The organism is Plantactinospora sp. CNZ320, assembly GCF_002846275.1.
Genome location: NZ_PJMP01000001.1, coordinates 5,077,634 through 5,089,863 on the forward strand (window position 1 = coordinate 5,077,634; position 12,230 = coordinate 5,089,863).

At 73.2% G+C, this 12,230-nt stretch carries 9 protein-coding genes; 5 read left to right on the forward strand and 4 right to left on the reverse strand.

Annotated elements, in window-relative coordinates:
- Positions 1-28: 28 nt before the first annotated feature.
- Positions 29-814 (forward strand): SGNH/GDSL hydrolase family protein, encoded by a 786-nt coding sequence (locus tag CLT71_RS22590; protein ID WP_101368863.1) that lies wholly within the window; start codon positions 29-31, stop codon positions 812-814.
- Between the two features lie 61 nt (positions 815-875).
- On the opposite strand, the gene CLT71_RS22595 is transcribed toward CLT71_RS22590, so the two are convergent.
- Positions 876-1,487 carry a pentapeptide repeat-containing protein gene (locus CLT71_RS22595; protein ID WP_101368864.1) on the reverse strand — a complete coding sequence of 204 codons (612 nt, stop codon included), beginning with the start codon at positions 1,485-1,487 and terminating at the stop codon, positions 876-878.
- Positions 1,488-1,550: 63 nt separating this feature from the next.
- Here CLT71_RS22595 and CLT71_RS22600 point away from each other — a divergent pair, with 63 nt between their 5' ends.
- Positions 1,551-2,450: a sulfurtransferase gene (locus tag CLT71_RS22600; protein ID WP_101371695.1), complete on the forward strand. Its 900-nt coding sequence runs from the start codon at positions 1,551-1,553 to the stop codon at positions 2,448-2,450.
- Between the two features lie 40 nt (positions 2,451-2,490).
- On the opposite strand, the gene CLT71_RS22605 is transcribed toward CLT71_RS22600, so the two are convergent.
- The 3 genes from CLT71_RS22605 to CLT71_RS22615 all read right to left on the reverse strand — a co-directional run bounded on the left by CLT71_RS22605 (position 2,491) and on the right by CLT71_RS22615 (position 6,187).
- Positions 2,491-3,921: a hypothetical protein gene (locus tag CLT71_RS22605; protein WP_143743543.1), complete on the reverse strand. Its 1,431-nt coding sequence runs from the start codon at positions 3,919-3,921 to the stop codon at positions 2,491-2,493.
- A gap of 142 nt (positions 3,922-4,063) precedes the next feature.
- Positions 4,064-4,936: an aminoglycoside phosphotransferase family protein gene (locus CLT71_RS22610; RefSeq protein ID WP_158242278.1), complete on the reverse strand. Its 873-nt coding sequence runs from the start codon at positions 4,934-4,936 to the stop codon at positions 4,064-4,066.
- A 63-nt stretch (positions 4,937-4,999) separates the two neighbouring features.
- A complete protein-coding gene (locus CLT71_RS22615; RefSeq protein ID WP_486483715.1) occupies positions 5,000-6,187 on the reverse strand; it encodes an MFS transporter in 1,188 nt (395 codons plus the stop codon).
- A gap of 306 nt (positions 6,188-6,493) precedes the next feature.
- Here CLT71_RS22615 and CLT71_RS22620 point away from each other — a divergent pair, with 306 nt between their 5' ends.
- The 3 genes from CLT71_RS22620 to CLT71_RS22630 all read left to right on the forward strand — a co-directional run bounded on the left by CLT71_RS22620 (position 6,494) and on the right by CLT71_RS22630 (position 12,080).
- Positions 6,494-8,317, forward strand: a complete 1,824-nt coding sequence (locus CLT71_RS22620; RefSeq protein ID WP_101371696.1) for an HSP90 family protein — start codon at positions 6,494-6,496, stop codon at positions 8,315-8,317.
- A gap of 2 nt (positions 8,318-8,319) precedes the next feature.
- Positions 8,320-11,316: a hypothetical protein gene (locus CLT71_RS22625; protein WP_101368868.1), complete on the forward strand. Its 2,997-nt coding sequence runs from the start codon at positions 8,320-8,322 to the stop codon at positions 11,314-11,316.
- Positions 11,317-11,471: 155 nt separating this feature from the next.
- Positions 11,472-12,080, forward strand: coding sequence for a TetR/AcrR family transcriptional regulator (locus CLT71_RS22630; protein WP_101371697.1), 609 nt, complete (start codon positions 11,472-11,474; stop codon positions 12,078-12,080).
- The last annotated feature ends 150 nt before the right edge of the window (positions 12,081-12,230 follow it).

Sequence of the window (12,230 nt, forward strand, 5' to 3'; positions counted from 1 at the left end):
GGGAGAGCGGTACAGGGGGAGGCGCGACGTGCGCTGGCGCAACTTCGTGGCGGTCGGGGACAGCTTCACCGAGGGCCTGGACGACCCATATCCGGACGGCAGCTTCCGGGGCTGGGCCGATCTGGTGGCCGCGACCCTCGCCACCCAGGCCGGGCCGGATTTCGGGTACGCCAATCTGGCGATCCGGGGCCGGCTCTTCGGCAACATCGTGGCCGAACAGGTGCCGGCAGCCCTCGCCATGCGCCCCGACCTGGTCAGTTTCGCCGCAGGTGGCAACGACGTACTGCGCCGCAACTTCGACCCGCGCCCCCTGGTCGAGCGCTTCGACCAGGTCATCGCCGAGTTCCGGGCCACCGGGGCGGACGTGTTGGTGTTCCGGTTCGCCGACGTGATGGCCCGGCTGCCGGGGCAGCGGCTCATCGCCCCCCGGGTGGCGATGCTCAACCGGGCGGTGGGCGAGACGGCCCAGCGGCACGGGGCGAAACTGGTGGACCTCTTCGCCGACGACGTCTTCCTCAACCCGGTGCTGTGGAGCCCTGACCGGCTGCACCTTTCGGCCGTCGGGCACCGCCGGGTCGCGGCTCGGGTGCTGGCCGCGCTCGACGTCGTACCCGACGACGGCTGGCTGGTGGTGCCGCCCCGGCCCGCCCCGACACCGTGGCTGGCGGCCCGGGGTGCGGATCTGCGCTGGATGGGGCAGCACCTCGCCCCCTGGGTCCGGCGCCGGATCACCGGCCGGTCGTCCGGAGACACGATCACCGCCAAGCGCCCGGTGCTGGCGCCGTACCAGCAAGGTCAGCCCTTCGTGGACTGACCCGCCGGCCTCCCTGCGGTGACCGGCCGGCCTGGCCTTGCCACAGTGGCCGGGGCGGTGTTCAGCCGACCTGGAAGCCGAGTGCCTGGGCGAGCACGATCGCCTGGCTCTGGTCGACGATCGCGCCGGAGCGTTCCACGGTGGTCGGGTCGAGCGTGCTGAGGTCGCTGCCGCGCAGGTCGGTCCGGACGAACCGGGCCGCGCGCAGTTGCGCGCCGGAGAGGTCGACGTCGGTCAGGATCGCGTCGGTGCAGTTCGCGCCGGTCAGGTCCGCCTCGCGCATCCGTACGCCCTGGATCGTCACGCCGCGCAGGTCGGCACCGGGCAGACCGACGAACGACCAGTCCCCGCCGAGCACCGTCAACGGCCGGACCGCCGACTCGACGAAGGTGCTGCCGACCAGCTTGCAGCCGGCGAACTCGGCCTCGAAGAAGTTGCACCTGGTGAAGGTGCAGCGCAGGAAGGCCGAGTCGGCGTGCCGGGAGGCGTTGAACCTGACGTTGCCGAAGGCGCAGTTGGTGAAACTGACCCGGTCCAGCCTCGCCTCGGTCAGGTCGACGTCGAAGAACTCGCAGTCGACGTACTCGTGCTCGACGAACTCGTCGCCGTACCAGTCCTCGCGCCGGAAGGTCCGACCCTCGTGTCGTACGCCTGTCCGGGTCGGCTCCGCCATGTGACGACGGTAACCGAGGAGAGCGGACCTCCTCCAGCGACCGCCCGGCGTACGGTGGGCAACATGCCGATGCCGAGCGATCCCGCACCGAGCCTCCAGGGTTACGCCGACCCGCAGCGTCTGGTCACCACCGAGTGGCTGGCCGAACACCTGGGCCAGCCGGGCCTGGTGGTGGTCGAGTCGGACGAGGACGTGCTGCTCTACGAGACCGGTCACATTCCGGGCGCGGTCAAGGTCGACTGGCACCTGGAACTGAACGACCAGGTGACCCGGGACTATCTCGACGCCGAGGCGTTCGCCAAACTCTGTGCGGCGAAGGGGATCGGCCGGGACGACACGATCGTCTTCTACGGCGACAACTTCAACTGGTGGGCGGCTTACGCGCTCTGGGTCTTCACCCTCTTCGGCCACTCCGATGTACGACTGCTCGACGGCGGTCGGCAGAAGTGGGTCGCCGAGGGGCGGGAGCTGACCCGGGAGAAGACTGAGCGGCCTCCGGCGGACTATCCGACGCCGCAGCGGGACGACGCGCCGATCCGGGCGTACCGGGACCAGGTGCTGGCACACATCGCGGCGGCCCGGCCGCTCGTCGACGTCCGCTCCCCGAAGGAGTACACCGGGGAGTTGACCCACATGCCGGAGTACCCGCAGGAGGGCGCGCTGCGCGGCGGGCACATCCCGGGCGCGCTGAGCAAGCCGTGGAAGTCGGCGGCGAACGACGACGGCACCTTCAAGGGGCCCGACGAGCTGCGGGCGATCTACGCCGACCAGCTCGGGCTGTCGCCGGACGACGACGTGATCGCGTACTGCCGGATCGGCGAGCGGTCCAGCCACACCTGGTTCGTGCTGCGGCACCTGCTCGGCTACCCCCGGGTGCGTAACTACGACGGCTCGTGGACCGAGTGGGGCAACCTGGTCCGGGCACCCGTGGTCAAGGGAGACCAGCCGGGCGGCCTCGGCTAGTCTGCCGGCCCGGCTGGTTCGGCCGCTCGGCTCGGCCCGGCTAGTTCCCGCTGGCGGGGACGACCTGACGGAGGGCCACCAGCCCGGGTACGGCGATACGCTGCCGTACCGTCCCACTGGCGGGGTCGACCCGGAGTACGGCGTCGGGCTGGCCGACGTACAGCCGGGAGCCGTCGGGTGGGCCGGCGAGGCCGCGTACCTCCGCCGGAGTCGACCAGCGCGGCACCCGGCCCCCGCCAGCGGTGGCCGCCATCCCGACCACCTCACGGCCGGCCCCGACCAGCAGCATCCCGGCACCGTCGACGCTCGCGGCGGCTGGCGCCGCACCGCCCGGCCCGGCGGTGGCGTCGCGCAGCGCGTCGAAGGTGACGACGTTCAGCACGGTGAGCCCTTCGGGATCGATCACCGCCAGGGCGCCGGAGCCGGTGTCCGCCACATAGAGCCGGCTGCCGTCCGGACTCAGCGCGATCGTGTGCCCGGCCGCCGGCCGCTCGCCGAACGGCGCCGGCAGGTCGACGCAGAACGCCCAGCGTTCGGTCAGGTCGAGGGTGTGCACGAAGGCGTGCACGTGCGGGGCGTCGTCCCGGGCCCCGCCCGGGTCCGCCGTGGCGGCGATCCGGTCCCGGGTGTGTACGTGGTCCGGCTGGTGCGTGTAGAGCGTGAAGAGCCGATTGCGCTGCCGATGGTGGACGGCCTGCCGGCCCTCGCCGCGCATCTCCTCCTCGGCACCCTCCGGCACCACCGCCTTGAGCCGGGTCAGCAGCGGCTCGACCCGCCCGGAGGCGAGGTCGACGACCCGTACCCGGTACCGGTCCGGCGCGGTCGGCGGCAGATAGTCGAGGACGAAAAGTGCCTGGTTGGACACGTCGAACGCCTCCGGTTCGAGGTTGCCCGGCAGCTCCAGTCGACGGCGCTGGCCGGCACCGTCGGCGACCACGATCGTGGTCCGCTGCCGAGGCCCCGGCCGGTACGGCGTGTGTCCCGGCCCGGCGTCGTCGGCGAGCGCCACCAGCTCACCGTCGGCGGAGGTGGTGCGGACCGCCAGCGCCCCGGTCAGGGTGCCGGCGCTGACGGTGGCGCCGTCCGGCAGTTGATGACTGGTCAGCCGGGTACCCCCGTCCGGGCGCTGCGAGGCGGTAGCGCCGGCTGGGCGCTGCGACGCGGTGTCGCTGCCTGGGCGCTCGATCCGGACCAGGCGGCGTCCGTCGCCGCTGACCACCGCCGGGGCGGGCTGGACCAACAGTCGCCCGGTCGACGCCTCGACCACCGCCAGCTTGCCCTCGGCCAACTCGACCACGAGCGCGTCGCCCGGGGCCGAATTGCGTGGGTCGGTCTCCTCGCCGGCCTGGTCGTTGGCCCGGTCGCCGGGCCGGAACTGGCAGCCGGCGGTGGCGGTGACCGCCCCGATCCCGGCGGTACCGGCCAACAGCGCGCCGGTTACCCGAAACACGTCCCGCCTCGTCGTCGTCATGCCCGGTAGAGGCCTGACAACCGCACCCGGTTCCCGGTCGATCGGGCTGCGCGCGTGGTGGTTGCCAAGATTCTTGGCGACCTGTGGTCGGCGGCTCGCCTCGATTCGACAAGAATCTTGGTGACTCCCGGCCCGCGAGGGGTCAGTTGCGGAAGGTTCGGGTCAGGTGGGCGAGTGCGGCGTCGGCGTACCGCCGGTCGGCCGTCGCGCCGAACGCCAGGTCCTCGATCAGCGCGCAGCGGGCGTGGAACGCGGCGCGGGCCAGCAGGTCACCGGTTGGCCGGTCAAGCCGCGCGGCCACCTGGCCGGCGACCTCCGGGCCGAGGTCGCGGTAGATCCGGCCCAGGTCGTGCGCCGGGTCGGCAACCGCCGCGTCGGACCAGTCGAGTACGCCGGTCAGCCGGGTACGGTCCGGCGTGGCGAGCAGATGCTCGGCGCCGAGGTCGTTGTGGCAGAACGCGAGTACGTCCGGCTCGACAGGTGGCGGGGTGGCCAGGAACCGGTCCACCGCCATGCGTTCCTCGGCACCGAGCAGCGCGGCGACCTCCGGCAGCGCGGCGGCGGTGTCGGCGAGGTAGTCGGCCAGCGGGTAGCGGTCCTCCTCGACCAGGCCGGCGACCCGTCCCTGCGGGATGCCGTGGATGGCGGTCAGGAACTCCGCGAGCTGGTCGACCAGGGCTGCCGGATCGGTCGGCGGCCGGTCGAGCAGCGACTCACCCGACAGCTTGCGCTGCACCACCAGACCCGACTCGGGCGCCGCGGCGACCACCTCGGGCACCGGGATCGGCGACACCCGCGCGACGACGTCGAGCAGTGCGATCTCCCGCTCGATCGCCGACACCCCGTCAGCGGTGTCCGCCCCGTCCGCGCCGTTGACCAGCTTCTGCTGGCGGACCACGTACACGCCGTCCACCTCGTACGCGACGTGGTCGGTGCCCTCGCCGAGCGGTACGAGGGTACGGATCTCCACCCCCAGCAACCGGCCGACCAGTTCCCGTAGCACTTCCACTTCCACCGACGCCCGCACCCTCGGAGTATCGCAGGACGTGACGTTCGCCCTGCTGGGGCGAACCGGACGCTACACGTCGACGGCGGTTCGAGCGTGGGGGCGGAGCGAGCGCCAGGAAATCATCGTGACCAGGGCGAAGATGGTTGTGGCGGCGTACAGCACCGGAGGTAGGCCGGCGACGGAGCCGAGCAGGCCGGCGCCGATCGCACCGACCGGGGCGGCGAGCAGTCCGACCGTACGCTGGGCGCTGCCGACCCGCCCCAGCAGTTCGGCGGGGACGTTGCGCTGCCCGTACGCCGACCAGAGCGCATTCCAGACGGCCGTACCCGCGGAGAAGACCGCGAGTGCGACGGCGCCCGGCACCGGATGCCGGGCCACGGCCAGCGTGGCGATCGCCAGTGTCTCGGCGACCAGCACCCAGCGCAGCCCGGGCAGGGTGCCGAACCGGGCGGCGACCCGGCCCGCGCAGAGTCCACCGGCCAGCGCACCGAGCACCCCCACCGACATGAACAGCCCATATCCGGCGGCCGACACCGCCAGCACCTCCAGCGCGTAGAGCACGGTGATCGCGATCAGGCCGCTGGTGGCCAGGTTGGTGACCACGGTCAGGCCGGTGATCCGGCGCAGCGTGTGGTCCTGCCAGATCCACCGCAGCCCGACACCGGCCGCCCGCCATGCGGCGGTGTCGCGGCTGGTGGCGGAGGTGGTTGCCGTGCGGACCAGGGGTGGTCGCAGGGTCAGTGCCAGCAGGGCGGCGAGGGCGAACGTGACGGCGTCGACCGCGAACGGCAGGGCGGCCGAGAGGGTGAAGAGCACTCCGGCCAGTGGCGTCCCGACGAATCCACCGGCGATGGCGGTACCCGCCTGGAGTCGCCCGTTGGCCACCGCCAACCGCTCGGCGGGCACGATCCCGGGCAGTACGGCGAACGCGGCGGCGTCGAATAGCACGCCGAGGGTGGCGAGCAGGAACGCGCAGCCGACGAGCGTGACGATCCCGACCTCGCCGGTGACGACCAGCAGGGCGAAGACGGCGACCAGCACGGCGCGCAGACCGTCCACTGTGGCCATCGTGCGGCGCCGGTCCCAGCGGTCGGCGTAGACGCCGCCGAGCAGGCCGAACAGCAGTGGCGGAAGCTGTCCGGCGACCACCACGGCCGCGATCGCCCGAGGGTCCCGGGTCAGCGACGCGGCGAGCAGGGCCAGCGCGGGGGTACGCAGCGCGTCGCCGAGCCGGGACATCACCGCCGCCGTCCACAGTGCTCCGAATCCGCCGCCACCCCGCCGTGCCTCGGTGCTACATCCAACGGACGCCGCAGCCGGCGATGTCGCCGTCGTCGCAGCCGTCGTTGTCGCTGGTGTCGCTGCCTCGGACATCTGATGATCGCCCCTCCCAGCTCACCGTGCCGGCCTGACCGGGCGAGCCTGCGGTCTCGATCCGGTCGAGAGTCAAGCCGAACGTCACACCGGGCGCGCGAGAAAAGTCGGCGTAAAAGCAGGACGCGGCGTGGCGCCCGGGGCCGGTACCGTGAGCGCCGTCACCGGACGGGAGTGAGTGAAGAGATCGTGGACCGGACCTTCCAGGTCGACCTTCGCGGCGTGGTCGATCTGCTCAGCCATCACCTCTACGGCAGTCCCCGGGTCTACGTGCGGGAGTTGTTGCAGAACGCGGTGGACGCCATCACCGCCCGCCGGGCCGGCGACCCCGGCGCGCCGGCAGTGGTCCGGATCGAGCCGCCGGAGCTGACCGGGGACGGCACGCTGCGGGTGCACGACACCGGGATCGGCCTGACCGAGTCCCAGGTGCACGAGCTGCTCGCCACCATCGGCCGTAGCTCCAAAAGGGATGAACTCGGCTTCGCCCGGCACGAGTTCCTCGGCCAGTTCGGCATCGGCCTGCTCTCCTGCTTCCTGGTCGCCGACGAGGTCCGGGTGTGCACCCGGCACGGCGACGAGCCGACCGTGTTCTGGACCGGCTATGCCGACGGCCGCTACCGGGTCGAACTGGCCACCGATGCCACGGCCGACGGCGCGACCCACGCCGCCGACAGGCAGCGCGCCGAACCGGGTACCACAGTCACGCTGGTTCCGCGCCGGGACGCCGACCAGTGGCTGACCCAGCCGACGGTGACCGAGCTGGCCCGGATCTTCGGTTCGCTGCTGCCGATCCGGGTGTTCGTCGGCGACGTCGAGACCACCACCGGGCCGCCGCCGTGGGCGGCCACCGCAGGCACGTCGCCCTCCGTGCGCCGGGACAACCTCGTCCGGTACGCCCGCGAGGTGCTCGGCTTCACCCCGTTCGACGTCGTACCGCTGTCGGTGCCGGAGGCGGGGCTGACCGGCGCGGCGTTCGTACTGCCCACTCCGGTCAACCCGGCGGGCCGGGCCGGTCACCGGGTCTACCTGAAGCGGATGCTGCTCACCGAGGGCGCCGAGGGGTTGCTGCCGGACTGGGCGTTCTTCGCCCGCTGCGTCGTCGACTCCACCGAGCTGCGCCCGACCGCCAGCCGGGAGGCGCTCTACGAGGACAGCCTGCTGGAGGCGGCCCGGGAGGCGCTCGGCGACCAGCTCCGGGGCTGGCTGGTCCGGCTCGCCACCACCGCGCCGCGTCGGCTCGCCGAGTTCCTCCAGGTGCACCACCTCGGGGTGAAGGCGCTGGCCCTGCACGACGACGAGATGCTGCGGCTGGTCGAGCGCTGGTGGCCGATGGAGACCAACACCGGGCAGACCACCCTGGCCGAGTTCCGCGAACGGCACGGCCTGATCCGGTACGCGGCAAGCGTCGACGAGTTTCGCCAGCTCGCCGGGGTGGCGGCGGCGCAGGACCTGGCGGTGGTCAACGCCGGTCACACGTACGACACCGAGATCATCGAGCGGTTGCCGACAGTCGACCGGTCGGTGCTTGTCGAACGGCTGGAGCCGAACGACCTGACCACCCGCTTCGACGCCCTCGACCCGGCGACCGAGCTGGCGCTGCGGCCGTTCACCGGCGCCGCGCAGCGTGCCCTGGACCGGCTCGGTGTCGAGGTGGTGCTCCGGTCGTACGCCCCGGCGTCCCTGCCGGCGCTCTATCTGGTGAGCCGGTCGGCGGCGTTCGAGGAGCAGCTCCGGTCGACCCGGGAGCGAGCCGACGAGACCTGGGCCGGGGTACTCGACGCACTCGCCGCCTCCGGCCCGCCCGAGCGGCCGCAACTGGTGCTCAACCACCGTAATCCGCTGGTCCGGCGGGTCAGCGCACTCGGTGACCCGGCCCTGGTCGGGCTCGCCGTCGAAGCCCTGTACGGCCAGGCACTGCTGCTCGGCTACCACCCGATCCGCCCCGCCGACGCCGCCCTGCTGAACAGCTCGTTCCTCGGCCTGCTCGGCCGGGCCGTACCAGGACAGGAGTGAGGATGGCCCGGGACACCGACGACCTGTGGCGGACGATCGACCGGATCGGCGAGATGCCGTACGGCAGCGGTCAGGTCGCCGCCGCCGAGGCGCTGCTCCGGCAGGTCGACGCCAGCGGTGACGAGCAACTCGCCTTCGCGGCCCGGATGCTCGCCACCGCCGCCTACTACTACGGCGGCGAGCCGGCCCGGTCGTTCGTCACCTTCTCCTGGTGCCTGGCCGAGTTCGACCGCAACCCGAGGCCCTACCAGCAGCGTTATCAGCACAGTCTGCTCTGGTACTTCAAGCACATGGTCAGCGGGCTGCTCGAGTTTCCCGAGGTGCCGCTGGACCGCACGATGGCCGTACTCGACGACATGGAGCGGCGCTACCGGGCTGGCGGCCACAGCCTCCAGATGGTCTACAAGTACCGGCACCAGGTGGCGGTGCACGTCGGTGCGGCGGACGAGGCAGCACAGTGGTACCGCCAGTGGATCACCGCACCCCGGGACGAACTCTCCGACTGTGCCGGCTGCGACCCGACCGACCAGATCGAGTACCTCGCCTCGCTCGGGCGGTGGGAGGAGGCGGTGGCGCTGGCCGAGCCGGTACTCGCCGGACGGCTGGGCTGCGTCGAGCAGCCGCAGTGCGTACTCACCGCGCTGCTGCTGCCGTACCTGCACACCGGCCGGCGGGAGCAGGCGCGCGACGCTCACCTGCGGGCGTACCGCCGACACCGGACGAACATCGCGAACATGTCGCTGGTCGGTGACCATCTGATCTTCTGCGCGTTGACCGGCAACGAGGCGCGCGGGCTGGAGCTGCTGGAACGGCATCTCGGGTGGCTGGACGAGCCGCCGTCACCGGCCGACGCGATGGTTTTCGCCGCCAGCGGGGCGCTGCTGCTGCACCGGCTCGCCGCCGACGGTCACGCCGAGCTGCCGGTGCGGCGCCCCGGGCATCTGGACCGCCCGTCGGCCGAGGTGCCGGTGGCGGCGCTCGCCGAGGAACTGGCCGGTACGGCCCGGGAGCTGGCGGTCCGGTTCGACGCCCGCAATGGCACCGGGGCGCGCTCGGCGGCCATCGCCGAGCTGCTCGGTCAGGAGCCGGTCGGTGACTATCTGCCGCTGTCACCGACCGCCCGCCGCCGTCCCACCCCTGCCGCCGGGACCTCGACCGTCGAGGCGGCTCCGGGCGGGTCGGTCTCGACCGTCGAGGCGGGTTCGGGCGGGTCGGTTTCGGGCACCGGTCCCGGAGCGGCGGGCCGGGACTCCGCACCGGCGGTGTCGGCCGGGCAGCCGCCCGCTCCGCTCGACGTGCCGCTCGACGCCGGCCCGGAGCAGTTGCTCGACCTGGCCGAGACGGCGTGGCGTACCGAACGCGACGGTGACCTCCTGGCCGTACTGGCGACCTTCGACGAACGGTTCGCCGGGCAGTCACTCCAGCCGTCCGTCGTCGCCCGGCGGGGCGAGTTCCGGGCGGTCGAGCGGCAGGTGGCCGGCGACCTGGCCGGGGCGGTCGCGGCGAACCGGGAGGTGCTGGCGCTGTACCAGGAGCTGCCGGATCCACTCCGCGCCCAGGTGGTGGCCGGTCGGCTGGGCGTACTGCTTGTGATGTCCGGCGAGCCGGACGAGGGGATGTCGCTGGTCGGGGAGTCCGCCGACCACCTGATGGCGCACGGTGACCCCTGGTACCGGGCCGCCGCCCAGGACCGGCTGGCGGTGGCGTACGCCGAGCTGGGGCGGGGCGACGAGGCGCTGGCGGCAGTGGACCGGGCGTCGACCGAGGCGGCCGGTACCGACGACCGCCACCTGGTGGCGCGGATCGCGTTGACCAGGGTCCGGGTGCTGGAGTCGCTGGACCGGCGCGCCGAGGTGGGCGAGGCGGCGCTGCGGGCCCGGGACCTCTACGACGAACTCGGCCTGCCCGAACACCGGGCGGTCGCCAGCCTCGGCTACGCCAACTCGTTCGACGACCCGGAGCGGGCGGTTTCGGCGTACGACGAGGCGGTGCGGCTGGCCACCGACAAGCTGGCGCTGCCGGCCAGGACCGGGCGGGCCCGGGCGCTGGTCGCCGCCGGCCGGCCCGACGAGGCGGTCGACGACCTGGTGGAGGCGGTGGCGCTCTGCGTGGAGCGGGGCATCGTGGACGGGGCGGCCTACCTGCGCTGGGAGCTGGCCGACGCCTACCGGCGGGCGGACCGCCCGGTGGAGGCGGCCGAGGCGGCGGAGGAGGCGGTGGCCGAGCTGGACCGGCTCGGCCGGCAGGCCGACGCGGACCAGTGCCGGCACCTGCTCGCCGCCGTCTACCGGTCGCTCGGTGAGGACGGCCTGGCACTGGCCCTGCTCGACGAACTCGCCGACAACCTCGACGGCCCGGACAACCTCCCGGCCCGGGCCGGGGTGCTCGAGGAGGCCGGCGAGATGCTCTACGCCGAGGACCGGGACAACCTCGCGGCGCAGCGGTTCGGTGCCGCCGCCACCGCGTTCCGGCTGGCCGGGCGGCCGCTGGACGAGCTGCGGGTGCGCCGTCGTGAGGTGGCCGCCCTGCACTGGGCCGGTGACCCGGTGGCGACGCTGGCCGCGCTGGAGGTGGCCGACCGGGTTGCCGCGGCCCTGCCCGGCGGCTCGGTGCGGCCGGATTCCGACGACGCCGAGGTGGAGCCGGCGGTGCAGTGGGAGCGGGCGATGCTTGCCGACGTCGCGGCACGGGCGCTGCTCGGCGCGGACCGGCCGGACGAGGCGCTGGCCAGGCTGGACGGTACCGCCGACGCGCTGCGGTCGATCCAGGCCTTCGGCGAGGCGCTCCTGGTGGAGTTGCTCGCCGGGGAGGTACTGCTCCGGCTGGACCGGCCGGCCGAGGCGGAACCGCTGCTCCGGGCCACCCTGAACGGCCTGCCCGAGCACTCCGAGGCGGTACTCCGGACCGCCTGGCTGCTCAGTGTCGCGCTCGCCACCCTCGGCCGTACGGCGGAGGCCGACGCCCTGCGCGCCAGATACTCCCTCGACCCCGACGAGTAGCCGACCCGATCCCCACCCGACCGGGCCGCCCCGCCCCGCCGGCCCGTCCGCCCGCTCGGGCGGGGGCCTGTCCAACCAGTGGCCGCCGACACTCGACGGGGATCCAGCGATTGACAGCTGACTAGGCTGGTCGGGTGACGGTGGAGGAGCAGGTGATGGCGACGGAGGCCGGCGCGCCCGCCAGCGGCGTGCGGCGACGGCGGTCCCGGCGCGAGGAGATTCTGGAGATCGCGGTCGGTCTCTTCGCGGCCCGTGGCTATCACGGTGTCTCGATGGACGACATCGGGTCGGCCGCCGGAGTGACCGGTCCGGCCCTTTACCACCACTTCGCCGGCAAGGAGGCGATGCTCATCGCCGCGCTGATGCCGGTGAGTGACGGCTTGCTCGCCGGTGGTCGGCAGCGGGTCGCGGAGCATCCGGAGAACTTCCGGGCGGCCCTCGAATCCCTGATCGACTTCCATGTCGAGTTCGCCCTGGCCAATCCGGCGGTGATCGCGCTGCACCTGCACGAGCTGGACCGGCTGCCGGAGGAGCCCCGGCGGCAGATCCGGCGGCTCCAGCGGCTCTATGTCGAGGAGTGGGTGGGAGTGCTGACCGCGCTGCACCCGAAGCTGTCGGCGGGCGAGGCGCGGGTGCTGGCCCATGCCGCGTTCGGCCTGATGAACTCCACGCCGTTCCTCGGCGGAGAGGTGGACCGCCAGCGACGGGCCGCGCTGCTCCGGGCCGCCACCCTGGCCGCGCTGCTCGCCGACCCGGACAACTGAGCGATCGTCCCCGGCCGCCCGAGCCGCCGCTGCCCGGCCGCCCGAGCCGTCGCTCCCGAGCCGTCGCTTCCTGGCCGACCGACCGAGTCGTCGCTCCCCGGCCGACCGAGTCGGCGTTTCCCGGGTGACTGAACGTTCGTTAAGCTGAAC

Bases quoted from the DNA above. Each gene is read 5' to 3' on its own strand.
- CLT71_RS22595 (WP_101368864.1), bottom strand. From the start codon at position 1,487: ATGGCGGAGCCGACCCGGACAGGCGTACGACACGAGGGTCGGACCTTC.
- CLT71_RS22600 (WP_101371695.1), top strand. From the start codon at position 1,551: ATGCCGATGCCGAGCGATCCCGCACCGAGCCTCCAGGGTTACGCCGAC.
- CLT71_RS22605 (WP_143743543.1), bottom strand. From the start codon at position 3,921: ATGACGACGACGAGGCGGGACGTGTTTCGGGTAACCGGCGCGCTGTTG.
- CLT71_RS22625 (WP_101368868.1), top strand. From the start codon at position 8,320: ATGGCCCGGGACACCGACGACCTGTGGCGGACGATCGACCGGATCGGC.
- CLT71_RS22630 (WP_101371697.1), top strand. From the start codon at position 11,472: ATGGCGACGGAGGCCGGCGCGCCCGCCAGCGGCGTGCGGCGACGGCGG.